The 18449-nt window shown below is 37.1% G+C and carries 18 protein-coding genes, 1 tRNA gene and 2 riboswitches; of the genes, 5 read left to right on the top strand and 14 right to left on the bottom strand.

The window, feature by feature from the left end; genetic code table 11:
• Position 1: 1 nt before the first annotated feature.
• The 10 genes from thiS to G4D61_RS07915 all read right to left on the bottom strand — a co-directional run bounded on the left by thiS (position 2) and on the right by G4D61_RS07915 (position 9825).
• Positions 2-205 (bottom strand): sulfur carrier protein ThiS, encoded by a 204-nt coding sequence (gene thiS / locus G4D61_RS07875; protein ID WP_025730213.1) that lies wholly within the window; start codon positions 203-205, stop codon positions 2-4.
• Positions 202-1320, bottom strand: a complete 1119-nt coding sequence (gene thiO, locus G4D61_RS07880) for a glycine oxidase ThiO (RefSeq protein ID WP_163173638.1) — start codon at positions 1318-1320, stop codon at positions 202-204. The genes thiS and thiO overlap by 4 nt, the downstream gene beginning before the upstream one ends.
• Positions 1313-1921 carry a DUF561 domain-containing protein gene (locus G4D61_RS07885; protein WP_052137861.1) on the bottom strand — a complete coding sequence of 203 codons (609 nt, stop codon included), beginning with the start codon at positions 1919-1921 and terminating at the stop codon, positions 1313-1315. The genes thiO and G4D61_RS07885 overlap by 8 nt, the downstream gene beginning before the upstream one ends.
• 79 nt (positions 1922-2000) lie before the next feature.
• A riboswitch (TPP riboswitch) is annotated at positions 2001-2099 on the bottom strand.
• 170 nt (positions 2100-2269) lie between these two features.
• Positions 2270-2342 (bottom strand) — tRNA-Lys (locus tag G4D61_RS07890).
• 1384 nt (positions 2343-3726) lie between these two features.
• Positions 3727-3828 carry a hypothetical protein gene (locus G4D61_RS18660; RefSeq protein ID WP_496196986.1) on the bottom strand — a complete coding sequence of 34 codons (102 nt, stop codon included), beginning with the start codon at positions 3826-3828 and terminating at the stop codon, positions 3727-3729.
• Between the two features lie 67 nt (positions 3829-3895).
• On the bottom strand, positions 3896-5332 hold the full coding sequence (gene panF / locus G4D61_RS07895; protein WP_163173640.1) for a sodium/pantothenate symporter: 1437 nt from the start codon (positions 5330-5332) through the stop codon (positions 3896-3898).
• Complete coding sequence (locus tag G4D61_RS07900; protein ID WP_155918498.1) at positions 5332-5613, bottom strand: YhdT family protein; 282 nt, start codon at positions 5611-5613, stop codon at positions 5332-5334. Before G4D61_RS07900 ends, panF begins: the two co-directional genes overlap by 1 nt.
• A 29-nt stretch (positions 5614-5642) precedes the next feature.
• Positions 5643-6731 carry an AbrB family protein gene (locus tag G4D61_RS07905; protein WP_025730203.1) on the bottom strand — a complete coding sequence of 363 codons (1089 nt, stop codon included), beginning with the start codon at positions 6729-6731 and terminating at the stop codon, positions 5643-5645.
• 541 nt (positions 6732-7272) lie between these two features.
• Positions 7273-8157 (bottom strand): UTP--glucose-1-phosphate uridylyltransferase GalU, encoded by an 885-nt coding sequence (gene galU, locus G4D61_RS07910; protein ID WP_025730199.1) that lies wholly within the window; start codon positions 8155-8157, stop codon positions 7273-7275.
• A 207-nt stretch (positions 8158-8364) separates the two neighbouring features.
• Entirely contained in the window at positions 8365-9825 is a 1461-nt protein-coding gene (locus tag G4D61_RS07915) for an NAD(P)H-hydrate dehydratase (RefSeq protein ID WP_163173642.1), read from the bottom strand.
• Positions 9826-10165: 340 nt separating this feature from the next.
• Here G4D61_RS07915 and lepB point away from each other — a divergent pair, with 340 nt between their 5' ends.
• From lepB to thrB, 5 genes are all read left to right on the top strand, one after another.
• The gene (gene lepB, locus G4D61_RS07920) at positions 10166-10735 is read left to right on the top strand and encodes a signal peptidase I (protein WP_025730627.1); all 570 of its coding nucleotides are present in this window, start codon (positions 10166-10168) and stop codon (positions 10733-10735) included.
• A gap of 228 nt (positions 10736-10963) precedes the next feature.
• Positions 10964-11743: an arginase family protein gene (locus tag G4D61_RS07925; protein WP_025730629.1), complete on the top strand. Its 780-nt coding sequence runs from the start codon at positions 10964-10966 to the stop codon at positions 11741-11743.
• A 189-nt stretch (positions 11744-11932) separates the two neighbouring features.
• Positions 11933-13231 carry a homoserine dehydrogenase gene (locus G4D61_RS07930; RefSeq protein WP_025730632.1) on the top strand — a complete coding sequence of 433 codons (1299 nt, stop codon included), beginning with the start codon at positions 11933-11935 and terminating at the stop codon, positions 13229-13231.
• On the top strand, positions 13231-14292 hold the full coding sequence (gene thrC / locus G4D61_RS07935; protein ID WP_025730634.1) for a threonine synthase: 1062 nt from the start codon (positions 13231-13233) through the stop codon (positions 14290-14292). The genes G4D61_RS07930 and thrC overlap by 1 nt, the downstream gene beginning before the upstream one ends.
• Positions 14289-15209 carry a homoserine kinase gene (thrB, locus tag G4D61_RS07940; RefSeq protein WP_025730636.1) on the top strand — a complete coding sequence of 307 codons (921 nt, stop codon included), beginning with the start codon at positions 14289-14291 and terminating at the stop codon, positions 15207-15209. Before thrC ends, thrB begins: the two co-directional genes overlap by 4 nt.
• Positions 15210-15257: 48 nt before the next feature.
• On the opposite strand, the gene G4D61_RS07945 is transcribed toward thrB, so the two are convergent.
• The 4 genes from G4D61_RS07945 to G4D61_RS07960 are packed head-to-tail and all read right to left on the bottom strand — an operon-like array spanning position 15258 to position 18073.
• Positions 15258-16007, bottom strand: a complete 750-nt coding sequence (locus tag G4D61_RS07945) for an ABC transporter ATP-binding protein (protein ID WP_025730638.1) — start codon at positions 16005-16007, stop codon at positions 15258-15260.
• Entirely contained in the window at positions 16004-17002 is a 999-nt protein-coding gene (locus G4D61_RS07950; RefSeq protein WP_163173644.1) for an ABC transporter substrate-binding protein, read from the bottom strand. The genes G4D61_RS07945 and G4D61_RS07950 overlap by 4 nt, the downstream gene beginning before the upstream one ends.
• Positions 16999-17799: an ABC transporter permease gene (locus tag G4D61_RS07955; RefSeq protein WP_035348992.1), complete on the bottom strand. Its 801-nt coding sequence runs from the start codon at positions 17797-17799 to the stop codon at positions 16999-17001. The genes G4D61_RS07950 and G4D61_RS07955 overlap by 4 nt, the downstream gene beginning before the upstream one ends.
• On the bottom strand, positions 17771-18073 hold the full coding sequence (locus G4D61_RS07960) for an MTH1187 family thiamine-binding protein (protein WP_035348994.1): 303 nt from the start codon (positions 18071-18073) through the stop codon (positions 17771-17773). Before G4D61_RS07960 ends, G4D61_RS07955 begins: the two co-directional genes overlap by 29 nt.
• 268 nt (positions 18074-18341) lie before the next feature.
• A riboswitch (TPP riboswitch) is annotated at positions 18342-18442 on the bottom strand.
• Positions 18443-18449: the final 7 nt, after the last annotated feature.

Raw genomic sequence — 18449 nt, forward strand, 5'->3', positions numbered from 1 at the left:
ATCATCCACCCCCAACAAATTGTACAATCTCCAGTGTGTCCTTTTCAGCAATCTTTTGTGTATTCCACTGTTCTTGCTTTAGCACTTGACCATTATGCTCAACAATTGGCCCGCGCTGTAACAGTTGGAAATGCTCTAATAATTCTTTTATCGTCATAACATTAGAATCGATCGTTACCTGTTCACCATTAATTGTAATGGTCATACATTCACCTCCTTTTCATGCCTTTGCGGAGAAAAGTGTGCAAGCAAAGGATGCTTTTCATGATTCAATATCATCTCTGCCATCCATTTTCCTGTAATAGGGCTTAACAAAATTCCGTTGCGATAATGTCCGCACGCTACGTATAGCTCCTCAACGCGCTCGAGCTTTCCAACATAAGGGAGACCATCAACAGTTTGCGGACGATGTCCAGCCCACACATGTTCAATACTACCGTCGTCTACTGCAGGTACTAGTTTCATAGCTTCAGTTAACAAGCTTGTAATTCCCCCAGCTGTAACATTTTTCGTATAGTCATGCGGCTTTGTCGTCGCCCCAATAACAAGCCGTTTTCCTCTTTTCGGAACAATATAACACCCTTTCCCCATAATCGTTGTTTGAATAGGCAACTGAGAGAAACGCAATGAAATACATTCTCCCTTCACTGGGTAAACTTCTGCATTGAAACCAAATGGTTGCAAAAGTCGAGGTGTCTGTATGCTTGAGGCAATTACAACTGACTTTGCAAAATAAGACTGCGCTTCCGCCTTTACCCCGCATGCTTTTCCATTTTCTTTGATAATTGAAACTACTTCAGTATCCGTTAAAAGCGTTGCCCCATTAGCCGTTGCACTATAAAGAAAAGCTTTTGCTAAATTCGGGGCAACAATTTGATGATCGTTTGGCAAATATAAGCCTGCTTTAATGTCTTCTCCTAAATGCGGTTCCTTGTCAAACAAATCCTTTCCATTTAGTAATATAGCCTGTTGACCTTGGCTTTGATGAAAAGTCATTAATGTTTCTAACTCAGAAGTTTGCTCATCTGTAATGGCAACTTGAAGCAATCCTTTTTGCACAAGACCAATATCTATTCCACTTTTCTCTCTTAACTTACACGCAAGCTCAGGAAACATCTCCCTACTCTTTTGTGCCATTTCATAAAATGGGCCTGCCGTATGGATTTCAGCTTGTGCTCCTAACATTCCTCCCGCAGCTCCTGATGCTCCTTTAGCTGGCTGATCTTTTTCAATAATTAAAACAGATGCACCTTGTTCAGTTAAATAGTAAGCTATGGAACTGCCAATAACACCTGCTCCTACAATAATCACATCATACATACATGTCATCCCCTTTTTCGTGCAGCATTGCAAGCACCTTTTCTATATGTTTTGCCTTCCAAACAGTTGAGCGTATTGCAACTCCATCTACTTCGGCTTTCAATAGCATTGGCAATGTCTTTACTGTAACGCCTCCGATAGCAATAACAGGAATTGAAACCGTCTCTTTTACCTTCTTTAGCGTAGAAATTCCTATTGGTGGAATATTCGGGTGGGAAGGGGTTTCAAAAATATGTCCTAATATCAGAAAATCAGCCTTTAATCTCTCCTTCATTTTCGCCTCTGTATACGAATGAACAGAAGCACCGACTAGCAAGGAAGGAAAGTTCTCCTTCACTTCTAATATAGATGAAGATCCGTACCCTAGCTGCACACCTTTCACATGTAAACTGTCAGCAACATCAGGAAAATGGTTGATCATAATTTTTTTCGGATGAATCCCCATCTCTAAAGCTTGTGACGCCCATAAAAACATGTCCTCTTTAGAAAGGCTTTTATCGCGAAGGTGAAGAACATCAAACATATGCTGGCATCCCGCCAATTGCTCAAATTGCCGCTCATAACCTTCCCGCCTATTACCGCTAATAATATGTATTTCCACGTCCATTCTCCTTTGAGAATAAAATAAAAAGCCGTCCTTTCCAGCATTACGCGAAAAAGGACGGCTTTATAAATGCACCAAAAAAACCGATCCACTTCCCTACGCTGGTATTAGCCATATCAGGTCATAAGGGTCAGGTATACACCTTTCTCAGCAAATTGCTCCCCTAGTGGAAAAACAGACTATTTAATTATTTTCAATGTTATCACAGTTAGAAACAGTTGGTCAACAACTACAAATTCAGCATTCAAAAGAAAGTTCCCATTTTTTAAGATTTCTAGACTTTACATATGTCAATAAAAAAAGCAGCACGGGAAACAAATCCTTGCTGCTTCATTATTTATATAATGGGGCATGAGGGATTCGAACCCCCGACCCGCTGATTAAGAGTCAGCTGCTCTACCAACTGAGCTAATACCCCGTTAACTACAATACATATATTACTACTATCTTAAATAAAAATCAAATATTCTTATTTTAAAAATTAGTATCATTGCGGTATTAAGCTATTACCTAGTATAACTAGGCATATCGCAAAGATAATAGTCACTTTAAATGGAAGCTTCAAAACATAAGTTTTTCGGACAGTACTCTGCTGGCATATACCTTAACTCTATATCGTCAATTGCGCAATCTTCTATTTACAATAGCATCCTTAATAATAGAGAGATATTGATTGTACTCCTAACTGCAAAAGAGCATAAGGCAAACATGCTATCACCAAGGTGGTAGATTAGGCAGAGCCTGATGTTAGAGCGATATCAAAAATATAAAAGTTTTCTATGCAAAAGCTATGCAGGGTTTCACCTTGTTTTAGTGATAAAGTTCTTCAAGATTTGAAAGAACTTTGCAGTAAGGGAAAGCAGCATGAATGAATCACGCTGCTTTTTATTTTTTTGAAGTTCCTACATATAAATTCGAACTTTTCCTAAACCGTATTTGATTAAAAATGAGAACACAAATGATAAAACACTTAATTTAGATCGTTTTTGTTTATTGTAATTGTTAACACGGGTTTTTTCTTTGAAGCAACAAATGTAACGCTTTTATCTTTATAAGTATCATCATTTAATTTTTTTACTAGCTTATCTTTTTGCTGCAAATTTTTTTATAATCCGCACGAGTCATATTCGTAGGTCATACTCTAAATTCATATTTGATTCCATCTGTGACACGAATATTAAACTTTTGGTTCACAATTCGAGTGGATGCTGACGGAAGAACAGCAGTTTTAGAGTTTTCCGATCCATATCTGTTTATACCCAACAAAACCTATTTTGATCGGTTGCATTATTGATGATCTTTACTTTTAATATGAATTCCTCGGCTTTTGATTGGTTTTATTGGTGGTCTTTTGTTGATGGGTAGTGCATCCACTTAGTATTAATATTATTAATGATATAGATGTTATAAATGTCGAAAATGCTTTAATTTTAAATCTTCCCCTTTCTATTAGAATGAATTTTCAATTTATTAATATTATACTAAATTAAAGGGGAGAGATATTTTAAAAAGGGATATCTTAAATATAGATATTCGGAAGAAAAAATAGTAATAATGTCCACTTATAAGTGTTAAAGATTCATTTTAATGAAGTGCAGCAAAAAGGCCCTGAACGGGGGCCTTTTTGCCCTGTTAATATAATTTTTAGATATTTCACTTTTTTATCAACTGAAGCATCCTGACATTAATTATCCATCATATAGAGAAACAAGGAACCTTAAATTTGCTTTATCAGGGGATCTTTGTTTCTTAATCAACAATTGGCTGTTTTTTGGGCTCTCTCTATCACTTTGTCAACGAGTTTATATCGTTTTCCAGCTACCTTGATTTTTAACGTTGGCTAAAACGATATCGCCAAGTTGAATATTCAAATTTCGCAAAGCTTTAGGAATGTCCAGATGTATTTTCTTCTTTTAGTCAATTTATTATTAATGAACTGATAAAATTATTTTTCATAGGTAGCCTTTGTATTTAAAGACCCCTTTTTTCTACACGCTGTGTACAAAAGCTTATGATTATAAAGGCAAGGCATGAAATGACGATTGGTAATACAACTGTATGGATACCAAACGGATTTGGATAAAAGCGATCGATAAAAATATAGGAAGCCATGCCGAGAATCATAGAAGTGATGGCACCATACTTATTGCCTTTTTTCCAATACAAGCCAAAAATAATTGGCCAAATAAACACAGACTCTAACCCGCCAAAGGAAAATAAGTTTAACCAAACAATTAAATTTGGCGGACTTAAAAATAATATGACTACGATTACGCCGATAATTGCTGTAACAGAATAGCTAACTGTTTTAATATGATTCGTGTTTGCATTTGGTTTTACATAATTCAAATAAATATCTTTCACAAGTGCAGAACTTACTAAAATTAATAGGGCATCTACAGTAGACATAATCGCAGCCATTGGGGCCGCTAGCACAACACCTGCCATAAACGGCGGTAATACTTTCATCGATAGTAAAGGCATAACTGTATCAGGTACTTTGACACCTGGCAATACAGGTCTTGCAATAACTCCAATCAAGTGCATTCCGATCATAATAAAGCCGACGACGATCGTACCGATAATAATCGCTCGATGCATGGCTTTGGAATTTTTGTAGGACATAGCCCGAACAGTAATTTGCGGCAGTCCAACAACACCGACCCCGACTAAAATCCAGAAAGAAGATACATAGGCGGGAGTTAATTCATGATGAGCACCAAATGGACTTACCAAATTAGGATTTTCAGCAGCAAGATCTGCCATAATCTTGCTCATACCACCGCCAGCCTTAATAGTGGCGATTAAAAGAATTAATGTTCCGACAAACATGACAACTCCCTGCACTGCATCTGTAACTGCAACAGCCCGAAATCCACCGACAATAACAAAAACTGTTACCGATATCGCAAAAATGATTAATGCTGTCGTATAGGATAGCCCTGTTAGGGATTCTATTAATCTCGCGCCGCCAATCCATTGCGCAGTCATCGATGAAAAAAGAAAGATAATGATGCTAAGCGCTGATAACACAACAACAATTTTACTCTGATATCTTTCCCTCAAAAAATCAATGAGTGTAACTGCATTGTATTTTCTAGAAATAATCGCAAATTTTTTCCCTAATACCATTAAAACGAAATAACCTGTAGCAAGCTGTGCCGAAGCAAGCAGTACCCAGCCCAAGCCTTCTGTATAAGCAATCCCAGGTCCGCCAATAAAACTACTTGCGCTTCCGTATGTAGCTACCATCGTCATCGCTAAAATAAAACCGCCGAGTTGACGCTCACCAAGGAAATATTCTTGTACGAAGGAATTAGACTTTAGCACAAACTTATTGGCCCAAAAGCCAACAATAAAAATTATAATTAAAAATACAATAAGCGGGGTAATCACAAACCAATTCATTATTTATCCCCCTCGTCATCAAACGGTATATCTTTAAAAAAGAATTTTACACAAATAATGGTACAGATCACGATTACAATGTAACCGAGAATACAGCTATAAAAAAACCACGCAGGCATACCTAATATGTATTTATAATCCTTTACAGGTTTTGAACCAAACCCATAAGCAAAGCCATACCACCAGATAAAATTAATAATCACAAGGACGACTCCGATAAGTGCTTCGCGATGGGCAATTTTAAATCTTTGATCATCTAGCTCATCAGGCTTTTTAATCATATATTTTCCTTCCTTCTTTCGTAGCACTTTTACTCATTCGCTTTTGTTTTTATAAACTTTCTTTTAAACAACCATTTTAAGAAAGGTGGAACGGCAACTAAAATGAAGAAAATCCGAAACATCTGATAAGAAGAAACCACAGAAATATCGGCATCAACTTCATGTGCAAGCAATCCCATTTGATCCATACCCCCAGGCGCGACACTGAGAAAACTTGTAACTACGCTTGCTCCAAATAGTTTCACAAGAATAAAACATAATAAAAATGAAGTAGCAATTAAACCGAGTCCTGTTAAAATAGCCAGGAAAGTAATTTTTACTTTATTTTGTAATTTTTCCGGTTTCATCATTAAACCAATATAAGTCCCAACTAAAATTTGTGAAATATCTAATAAAATCGGAGGCAGGCTGCTTCCATGAAGACCAGACAAACATAAAATGGTCGTAGCAATGATTGGTCCGAGCATAAATGGTGTCGGGAGCTTAACTTTTTTACCTAAAAAGGCAAAAATAATGCACACAATCGTAAAGATAAAAATATTGGGAAATAGCGGACCCCAGCTTGCCGCTGTCTGTTTCACTGCTTCTCCAACTTGCCCTTGATTCAGTAATGGACTTAAAACGAGCAAAGGAATGCAAAATACAATAAGTAATAAGCGGGTAACTTGAATAAATGTTACAACCGTTAAATCAATTCCTTTGATTTCTTCTGCTAATGTCACCATTTGTGATAAGCCGCCTGGAATACTTCCCGTTAAAATCGTTGGATAGTCAACCCCTGTTGCTTTAGAGACAATTAAAGCAAACACTGCACCCATGCCAAGCAACAATAGTGTAATCAGCAACATAAATGGCAGCTGGTAAAAAATTTCAATAATAGCTTCTTTTGTAAAAGAGAGCCCAATTGTATATCCAACAATAACCAAGCCAGTATTTCGCAGCTCGACAGGCCAGTATAGCTGCACTTTCCCGACTTTGGAGCCGATCATTACTGCAGCTAAAGAGCCTAGTAACCACGGAATAGGCAAATGCACTAGCGAAAACAAATATCCTCCTATAAGAGCATAAATAAGTGTAATAATCCACCTAATTGCAGTATGTTCAAAGTTTATTCCCATCTAACCCCTCTTTCAATAAAAAAATCATAGTGCAGTAGTTACAATAAAGTCCGACTATAATGTTAAATCTTGTAATCAATAATTTCAATCCAATAATCTATTGCATCAGCTTGCTATCGGTAATTATTGCAAATAATAACTAGGACTTGCTTAACAAAAAAAGAGTCTAGGACAAGAATATATTAACTAAAGAAACCCGAATATCGCACTCCAACTCGCTCCGGAATTATCTTTTGCTTTCCGCGGGCGGCTGGTGAGCCTCCCTCAGGAGTCTACGTATATTTCTGAAGCTGATTTGTGCAATATTCCTCTTCAGCTAACTACTTTTGAGGTTTGTCCTAGCCTTTTTTAAAATGATTTTCAACCCTTGTTTATACTTTAAAACGAGTCTTCTGCTAATACGCTGAAGCAACTCCTTTCTATTGCTGTAAAAGATCAGTACAGCATACTCATCTTAAAGAATTTTTTATAAATCCCCCTTCTAAACAAACAAAATCCACTATTTATATTAAAATAATGGATTTCTTCATTCATATCCTATTTAAATAAGAGATTTTCGCATTCTACTACTTACTTCTTGGAGGTATTTGATCATTTCACTTCTTAAATCCTCGCGGGATAATGCCATCTCAATCGTTGATTTAATAAAACCTAATTTTTCACCGACATCATAGCGAACACCTTCATATGCATATGCAAATACTTTTTGGATTTCATTTAATTTAGAAATTGCATCTGTCAATTGTATTTCTCCGCCTGCACCTACTTGTTGCAATTCTAAAAACTGAAAAATTTCAGGTGTTAAAATGTATCGACCGATAATCGCGACATTTGAAGGGGCATATTCAATTTTCGGTTTCTCTACAAAGCCTCGAACATCATATAGTCTTCCATTCTGCTCTAATGGATCGATAATCCCATAACGGTCCGTTTCTTCTTTGGGAACTTCCATAACGGCAATGACACTCGACTGAACCTCGTTAAAAACATCAATCATCTGTTTTAGACACGGAGATTCTCCCTCAATAATATCGTCACCTAACAATACTGCAAAAGGTTCATTCCCGATAAAATTACGAGCACACCATATTGCATGACCGAGACCTTTTGGTTCTTTTTGACGAATATAATGAATATCAACTTGTGCTGGCTGACGAACCTTCTCAAGTAAATCATACTTTTCTTTTGAAATTAAATTATGTTCCAGTTCAAATGCATTATCAAAATGATCTTCAATCGCTCTTTTTCCTTTACCAGTAACAATGATAATATCTTCAATACCAGAATTTACTGCTTCCTCTACAATATATTGAATTGTTGGCTTATCGACTATTGGAAGCATTTCTTTCGGCATTGCTTTCGTTGCTGGCAAAAACCTCGTACCTAATCCAGCAGCTGGGATAATTGCTTTTTTTATTTTGCTCACGTAATACACCTCTATATAATTAATTTGTTATTTGTCCTCAATACTGCAACTAAACATATCGCTATCCTAGCCAATAATAATTCCATCACTTCCCTATTACACTATAACCCCTTTCTAATTCGAGTCTTTTCCCTGTCGTCAATTTTAATATTATTCCATTAAAAATAAATTAAGAACTTGTATAGATTATGTTTATGCACAATTATATCAATTATTATTCATCTCCTTTTCTATTTGATGCATAACGATTGGCAATAAATTTGCATACTCGTGTGCAACCAAAGTGGAAGAACCGTTATCCTCAATCCATTTATCAGCACATAAACCATGAATATAAACTGCATTTGCTACAGCTGCTTTTACATCTTGATGGATACTAAGACTCGCTAAAAGCATGCCTGTTAAAGTGTCCCCGCTCCCTCCTTTCGCTAAACTTTCATTGCCTGTTACATTTATAAGACCGCTGCCGTCTGGAAATGCGATCACCGTATATTGACCTTTTAACACAACAATTACATGATGTTCTACCGCGTATTTGGAGGCCAGTTCAATTCGTTTTGATTCGAGCTGTTTTGTAGCTATACCTGTCATTCTTACAAATTCCCCCGGATGTGGCGTCAAGATAATTGGATTTTTACGGTATGGATACTCTCTTTTACGTAAAGCACCTGCATCTAATATAACCGGAATTTCTTTAGTTAGAATCTCATGAATGAGTTGTTCCAAAACGTCATCCTGAGGCAAACCCGGTCCAATTGCAATACATGAAAACGGATCAATATCAGCAATCAATTCTTGCTTCGCTAAATCCCTTATAAGGAAAGTTGCCTCAGGTACAATACTCGCAATGATCTGTTTCGCCTCTTTTGTTGTTAATACAGATAGTTTACCAATTCCAAATCGCAGTGCACCAATTGCAGAAAGGACAGCACTGCCTGGCATGTCATCACTACCTGCTATGAGCAATCCTGTTCCAAAGGTTCCTTTATGTGCATTAGCTCTACGCTTCGGCAATGTTTGTACTACATCGTCCCTGTTCCAAACTTTCCATCGTCCCGTATGTGGCAACCCAATATCAATAACTTTTGTCACTCCAAAATGAGAAACAGCCGGATACAAAAAGCAAGAGGGTTTAAATCCATGCAATGAAAAAGTATAGTCAGCTTGAACTACTTGGAGATCTGTCTCTCCTGTATCACTGTCGACACCTGTTGGTACATCAATAGAAATGACTGTTGCTTCTTGACTGTTTATCCACTCAATTACATGTTTTAATTCCCTTTTCAATGGCAATCTAACGCCAACCCCGAGCAATCCATCAATAATCCAATTATAATTGGCAGCTTGATTAAAAGGGATAACCTCAAATCCGCATGACTTGTAATATTGCAAATGCTGAACAGCTTCCTTTGTTTTTGGTTCACCCATTGGAAACATAAGATGAACTTGATAGCCGTTCATTTGTAAATAACGGGCAAGTACAACCCCGTCACCGCCATTATTCCCTCTGCCAGCTAAAACCGCTATAACATCTCGCTTTAATAGTAACGGAGAAATAGAACGATACAAGCCGCCTCCAGCATTCTCCATTAATGCGAAACCTTCCATTCCAAGACTTTCAGCCAATTGGTCAGCTTTTTTAATTTGACTGCTAGTGTAAATGTGCATCCGATCCCTCCTAATCTTTTTAAACAACAACTCGCGCTGTTTCATCGTTTTTGCCCTGCTTTGTTCGTATGTAATAAAAAGACAGAACATGGAAAAACTTAAGAGGCAAACAAGAGATATGAACATTGGTTGGTTTATTTCTTTCCATACTGCTTATCTTTATTTTAACGCTATTTTTCAAAAATCAAGCATTAGAATTAGCTCATTAGGTTTCTGTAATTATAAATTATAAAAAATTTATAATTATCGAAAAATATTTTAATGAGTTGCAACGTTTAAATGTTCTCTATAAAATTGTGATATGATGTGATAAAAAAAATATACGATTAGGGATGTTACGATGGAAAATAAAAAGAAAAGTAAAAAGAAAAATGAAATATGGGAATGGACGAAGGCATTACTTATTGCAGTAGTTTTAGCAGTTGTAATTCGTAGCTTTTTATTTGAGCCTGTTGTTGTGAATGGACAATCTATGATGCCTACCCTCCATAACCAAGATAGGTTAATTCTTAACAAAATTAGCAAGCCTAAAAGATTTGATATTATTGTGTTCCACGCGACAAAAACAGATAATTACGTAAAAAGGGTGATAGGATTACCTGGCGACCGTATTGAATATAAGAACGACACATTATATATAAATGGAAAAGCTTATAAAGAACCGTATTTAGCGCCTTATAAAAAAATGTACAAAGAACAATACGGTAATAACACACTTCTCACAGAAAACTTCAAGCTAAAAGATGTAATTGGCCGAGATACAGTACCTAAAGGAACGGTTTTTGTACTCGGAGATAATAGACGAAACAGTCGAGACAGCCGAATGATCGGAGTAGTACCGATGGATAAAATCATCGGGAAGGCGAATGTATTATTCTGGCCTCTTTCAGATTTTAAATTCATTAAATAGAGTATAACTTAAGGGTCATGACAAACGGTGTTACCGTTAGTTCTTGGCCCTTTTTTATTGGATTGTTATTCAGTTTCCAACACTAAGATGGCTAATAGAAACGATGCGAAAGACATGCCCTTTCATTTCAAGTATGTTAAAATACAAACATGTAGAGAATTAGGAATATTTTGCCTATAACATACCTTATGATAACCAATTCGAATACCAAATAGGAGATGAATGATGATGGGGTTATTAAATAAGGGTATAACGATTTTACAATTTGATGATATTTATGATCAGCAACAAAAACTTTATCAATTCCCTCACGAAACAATTAATCTCAAAAAATTGCTTCACGTCAATCTATATTGCGAGGAGAAATCATTAGCCCTAATAAAATCGCGTTTAAAACAGCGAAAATATAAAGGGATTACCTTTCTCGGGAATGGTAACTATCACTATGTAAGTTACTTACTACTTCAAGAATTAACAAAGCCCTTCTCTCTCGTTTTATTTGATAACCATCCTGACCTCGATATAAATCATGATGCTGTCATGCTTTCTTGTGGTACATGGGTTTCGTACGCACTTCACAATATTCCAATGCTGCAAAAAGTGGTTATTATCGGTCCTACTACTATTAAAGAATCTATTCAATCATCTGAACTGATCAGTATATTCCCGTTCAATCATTGTCAAGATTATTCTACTAAACTAATCTTATCTACGATTCATACAGACGATATTTATATTAGTATTGATAAAGACGTTCTCAACCATCATGATGCGGAAACAAATTGGGACCAAGGGATGATGGATAAAGCAACATTACTAAACTATATAAAGGAATTAATCCGAGGGAAAACCGTGCATGGACTTGATATTTGCGGTGAACCATCTATTTCTCCGCTTGATTATATTCTTCCTCAATCTCAAAAAATGCTTCATAAAAATGAAGCAACAAATACTGAAATTATTCAAACATGTTTACACGATTATCCGCACCATATCATTGGAGCATGATATGAAACGTCAAGCTGTTAATCACTGGCGGCTTGACGTTCATATGAATGGCTTTAAGGAAATCGTTTTCAATAAATATTTTGAACTTTTTAAAAAAATAGTCTTGTTTACAGTCGTAAAGATTGTTATAATGTCTACCATACAAATACAAATGTTTTTCTGTAAAATACAAAAATGAGGTGTGATCGAATGAAACAAGATTTATCAATTGGCTTATTAGGATTAGGGACAGTTGGCACAGGTGTCGTGAAACTGATCGAACAGCATCAGGAGGAACTTGTGCACCAACTGGGATGCCAAATAAAAGTAAAAAAAGTTTTGATTCGCAATGTTGAAAAAGATCGTGATGTTCAAATTGATCCCACCTCTATTACAACTAATCCAGAAGACGTACTAAATGACCCAGATATTGATGTAATTGTTGAAGTAATGGGAGGCATTGACGAAGCCCGTCAATATATTTTAGAAGCGTTACAGAATAGAAAGCATGTTGTCACAGCCAATAAAGATTTAATAGCACTATATGGCCCAGAACTTCAAGAAATCGCTTGGAAGAATCAATGTGACCTATTATATGAAGCTAGTGTAGGCGGCGGAATTCCAATTTTAAGGGGCCTTACGGATGGCTTAGTAGCTGATCGAATTCAGAAACTAATGGGAATTGTTAACGGAACAACAAATTATATTTTGACGAAAATGATGGACGAAGGCGTTTCCTATGAAGAAGCGTTAAAAACAGCTCAGGAACTTGGTTTTGCTGAGGCTGATCCCACTTCTGATGTAGCAGGATTAGACGCAGCAAGAAAAATGGCTATTCTTGCAAGACTTGCATTTCTTACCGATGTCAGTCTTAATGACGTTGAAGTAGAAGGAATTACAAATCTATCATCAGAAGATTTAAATTACGGAAAAACGCTAGGTTATACAATGAAATTAATCGGTATGGCCCAATGCCAAGATGAGCGCATCGAAGTGAGTGTACAGCCTACTTTCATTGCAAAAAGCCACCCCCTTGCAGCTGTTAAAGACGAATTCAATGCAGTATATGTAAATGGCGAAGCAATTGGTGAGACAATGTTTTATGGTCCTGGAGCCGGCAGCTTGCCAACCGCAACAGCAGTAGTAAGTGATGTAATTGCTGCTATCAAAAATATGCAACTTGGTATAAACGGACGTAATCTATCAAAGCCGCGATTTAAGAGAAAGCTAAAATCATTGGATCAAAGATTCGGTCAGTATTATATTCGTCTCCATTTAAAAGATCAAGTAGGTGCGTTTTCACAGCTTACAACCGCTTTCAGTGAATTAGACATTAGCTTTAAACGCATCATCCAAACACCTGATAAACGAGATGAATTAGCGGAAATTATTATCGTCACACACCAAGTATCTCTTGACCGTTTCCAACAAGCGTTATTGAAATTAAATGAAATGCCTGTCGTTAAACAAGTAAATAGCTATTATCGAGTTGAAGGAGAGAATAAATAATGAACTGGCCAGGACTTATAAAACAATATGAAGCATTCTTACCAATTACGGAGAAAACCCCTTTCTTAACATTACATGAAGGGAATACACCTTTAGTTCCATTTGAACGATTATCCGAAAAATTAGGAATTGAACTGTACGGTAAATTAGAAGGCGCTAATCCAACAGGGTCATTTAAAGACCGCGGCATGGTTATGGCTGTAGCCAAGGCAATTGAAGAAGGAAGCAAATCAATTATTTGTGCGTCAACGGGAAATACTTCCGCTTCCGCAGCAGCATATGCAGCAAAAGCTGGGATTAGAGCAATCATTGTTATTCCAAGCGGAAAAATTGCTCTCGGTAAACTAGCACAAGCAATGATGTATGGAGCAGAAATCGTTGAAATTGAAGGAAACTTCGACGAAGCTTTAAAAATTGTACGTAAAGTAAGCGAAACAACACCTGTGACACTTGTAAATTCAGTCAATCCTTATCGTCTAGAAGGTCAAAAAACAGCCGCATTTGAAATTTGTGATCAGCTTGGAGCAGCCCCTGATGTTTTAGCTATTCCTGTAGGAAATGCCGGAAATATTAGTGCTTATTGGAAAGGGTTTAAAGAATTTCATCAAAAATTTCAAACAGGTCTTCCAGAAATGCATGGCTTTGAAGCAGAAGGCGCTGCAGCAATTGTTCAAGATCGGGTCATTGAAAATCCTGAAACAGTTGCGACGGCCATCCGCATCGGTAATCCGGCAAGTTGGAAGCTCGCTGTTGCTGCTAGAGACGAATCAAACGGTACTATTGACTCTGTAACAGATCAGGAAATTTTGGAAGCTTTTCAATTATTAGCAAGAAATGAAGGGATATTTGCTGAACCAGGTTCATGTGCTTCAATCGCAGGCGTGCTTAAACAGGTGAAAAATGGTCAAATTAAAAAAGGCAGCAAGGTCGTTTCTGTCTTAACAGGAAATGGCTTAAAGGATCCTCAAACTGCAATATCACAAGTAAGTGCTCAACCTGTCGTTCTTCCTAATAAGGAAGATGTGGTTGCAGATTATATTTCAAGCGTGGTTCTCGTATGAACAAATTGGTTATTCAAGTACCTGCCAGCACAGCAAATCTTGGACCAGGTTTTGATTCAGTCGGTATTTCCCTTAATCGTTTTCTAACTTTAAAAGTATACGAACATCACGAGTGGAAATTTGAGCAAATTTCCACTTTGCTTCCACCGCTTCCAGACAATGATGACCATTTTATATTACAAATTGCCAAGCAAGTAGCAGATCATTATCATAAAAGCCTTCCCCCTTGCAGGGTTGTTGTCGACAGTGAAATCCCGTTGGCCCGCGGGCTTGGAAGCAGTGCATCCGCAGTTGTTGCAGGAATTGAACTTGCGAATCAAGTCGGACAGTTATCGTTAACAGATCAAGAAAAATTATATTTTGCATCAAATATAGAGGGACATCCAGATAATGTTGCAGCATCATTATTTGGAGGTCTTATTATAGCAACAAAAAATAAGGAGAATGGTTTTGAGGTTGTTCCCTTTTATGATTTAATGGTTGATTTTCTCGTCTTCATACCAAATATTGAGTTAAAAACAGACGATGCTCGGAAAGTTCTTCCTTCATCGTATTCACGCCAAGATGCCGTTCGGGGCAGTGCAACGAGCAATGTACTAATTGCAGCGCTGCTTTGCGGGCAGTATGAACTTGCCGGAAAAATGATGGAACAGGATATTTTTCATGAACCATATCGTTCTGAGCTCATTCCACACTTTCACGAAGTAAGAGAAGCAGCAAAAACGCTTGGAGCTTTTGGAACAGTTATTAGCGGTGCAGGACCAACCATCATTTCTTTAGTCCCATATGGAGACGGAGAACGAATTGCAAAACATCTAAGAGCAATTTATCCACAATTTCAAATAGAAATCCTTAAAATGAACCGCAATGGTGTAGTAGTAGAATATGATGCTTCATATAAAGCTTTAAAAAGTTAACAATTAGGGACAGAGATCACATCTCTTTTAAGATGGATCTCCGTCCCTTTATTTTGTTAGATAAGAAGATAGTATACGCAGTAGCTCTTCTTTATCCATTTTCATCTCGGATGAAGCTAGCATATTAAGTTTTCTTGGCCGCGGTAGATTGACTGATAATTCATGGACAATCGTAGACGGCTGCTTTGACATGACGAATACGCGATCAGATAATAAAATGGCTTCATCTAAATCGTGCGTAACCATGATAATTGTTTGGTTGCCTTTCTCCCACGAGTTCAACAGCCAGCGATGAACCTCCATTTTTGTAAAAGCATCTAGTTTTCCAAACGGTTCATCAAGCAGCATAAGCGGTTTATTACATAAATATGTTCTTAAAAAACTAATGCGCTGCCTCATTCCGCCTGACAATGATGAAGGGTAATGATGCATGTATTCATCCAATCCAAATTGTCGCAGTACTTCAGCTCCAGTTTTATAACGTTCCTTTTTACCTACTCCATTCAGTTCAAGCGGAAGGACAATATTTTGAAGTGCTGTTCGCCACGGGAGAAGCAAATCTTGTTGGGGCATAAAGCTAATGACATCTTGGTCAGCAATATTCTTCCCTCCAAAAAGTACTTCTCCATCATTTGCACTTTCAATATTAGCAATAATATTTAATAAAGTGCTTTTCCCGCAGCCACTTGGCCCGACAAAAGAGACAAATTCACCTGGCCGGATGGATGCATTTATGTTAGCTAATACGACTTTTTGATGAAACGATTTTGAAATTCCTTGAATATCTAATTGCTTCATTTTTCACTTGGAAGAAACTTGTTCGTGTAAGCAGATTGAACATCGATTTTTTTCTTGATTACTTTATGTTCATATAGGAAGTTCATATATCTGCTCCATACTTCTTCCCTTTGTACCCCCCACTCTTTTGCATCATCTTGATACTTAGAGCTTAACCATTTTTGACTCGCACGTACCAACCCTTTGTTGCTGTCTGGTACATCTTTAATAAAGATATTTGCTGCTTGATCAGGATGTTTAATTGCAAATTGATATCCCTCAGATGTTGCCTTCATAAATTTTTTCACTAATGTTTGATCTTTTGTTGCATGCTTTTCACTTGTAATGAGAACTGGACTGTAATAATCAAGAGCAGGGTCTAAATCTTTTACCATAATGATATTTAATTTTTTACCTTGACGCTCAGCCTCTACTCCATCCCAGCCATAGTAAATCCATTCAAAATCAGCATCACGACCAATTGATTTAAAAAAGTCCGTTTCACCAAGAACAATGTTTTTCACTTTACTATAATCAGCATGGTCTTTTTCCATCACAGATTTAATAACGGCCGCTTCAGATGGCGCTCCCCAGCCTCCATAACGTTTTCCTTCAAAATCTTTAGGTGATGTAATATGATCTTTTTTTAAAGAGGCAAAGCCAGATGTATTATGCTGAATAACGGCTGCAATTGAAACAATTGGCATACCTTCAACACGAGCGGTTGTTACATTTTCTTGGTAACTTACACCAAAGTCAGCTTTACCTGAAGCAACCATTTGCTCAGCTGTCACATTGCTTCCCGGTTGGATAATTTTCACATCTAACCCTTGTTGTTTAAAATAATTCTTCGTTTTTGCAACATAGAGACCTGTATGATTCGTATTAGGATACCAATCCAGTACGACTGTTACTTTTTGTAGTTTCTTTTGTTTATTACTTGATTGTTGATTGCCAGAACAACCTGACACAACGACAAGCATAAGTGCAGCAAAAACAAGCATCAATTTCTTCATTTCTTCTCTCCCTTTCTGTATATCCATGGCGCCACTAATCTTTGTAATAATTCTACAATTGTATATAAAATAAAAGTTAAGCCGACAATAATTGCCGCAATCGCAAATAATTGCGATGTTAAGAATGATTTTGTTGCCCTCGTTAACATAACTCCTAATCCTTCACTTGCCCCTAGCCATTCACCAATAATAGCCCCCATTACACTGTAGGTAACAGCAATTTTAAGTCCTGAAAAAAAATAAGGAAGCACTGCAGGGAATTTTACTTTTTGATAGAGTTGCCACTTTTTCGCATGCATTGTTTTAAATAGTTTCAATAGATTTGGATCAACTGTTTGAAAGCCTTCCAATATGTTTAATGTAATCGGAAAAAAACAGATTAAGATGACAACAAGCATTTTTGGAAGTAAACCAAATCCAAACCAAACGATGAGCAGCGGTGCAATTGCAACAATCGGTACTGTTTGAGAAATGACAAGTAATGGACGGATTAGGACATGGAAAATCGGAACGACGTCCATAATGATCGCAACTGCCGCTCCAAGCAAAATTGATAGACATAAACCTAACAATACTTCTTGTAAAGTTTGCCATATATTTGGCCATAATATATCTTTCATATCATATAATTGCTGTGCGATACTTGTAGGCTTGGGCAATATCCAATCACTTACATGAAATCCGACAACAATCCCTTGCCAAATGACCAGTAACAATAGGAGCCAACTAATGGTGATTAAAAAATGGAATGACTTTTTCTTCTCCATATTACTCACGATACTTTGCGATTTTTTCATCAATGGTTACTCCAGTAGTTGGACGGTAATGAATTTTCACAGTCGTTATTACTTCAATTGCCCCCGCTTCAGTGCACGCATCTTGAGCCTGTTTAATAATGCTTAGAAGTTCATCAAGATCACCTTCCATTGTCGTTTCCATTGCTCCTACTTCATATCGGACTCCAGACTTTTGTACAACTTCAATCGCCTTATCAACCACTCCGTATAAATCATCTGATGTCACATGAGGTACGACTGAAAAAGATACAGTTACTTGTTGAGACTTTGTCATATAGTTCCCTCCCTTTTAATAAAAGGCCTCTTTTCTAAAAGATTGTTGCTTTTACATAAATTTGTTTACTTAGAAAGGAACAGTTGATATGTGCTCCAGGGGCTCGCTTTCCTCATGGATCACACCCCTTCCACTCCAATCAGTTTGATAAATGCTTTGATGAAAAGCAACAAATTTATGAAAACAGCCTAATGAACAATATACAAACAAGGGGATAAAAAAGACTTCCCTGCAACGCAGAGAAGCCCTTCATCATCGTTTTATTACATTGATACTTTGACGAACTCCCTACGCTGGCATTACCCAGATCAGGTTAAGGGTCGATGATTGAATACATCCTCTCAGCCTTAAGCTCCCCTGCTATTTAACTACTTCT

It is taken from the genome of Heyndrickxia ginsengihumi (assembly GCF_011008565.1).
GTDB classification, from domain to species: Bacteria; Bacillota; Bacilli; order Bacillales; family Bacillaceae_C; genus Weizmannia; species Weizmannia ginsengihumi.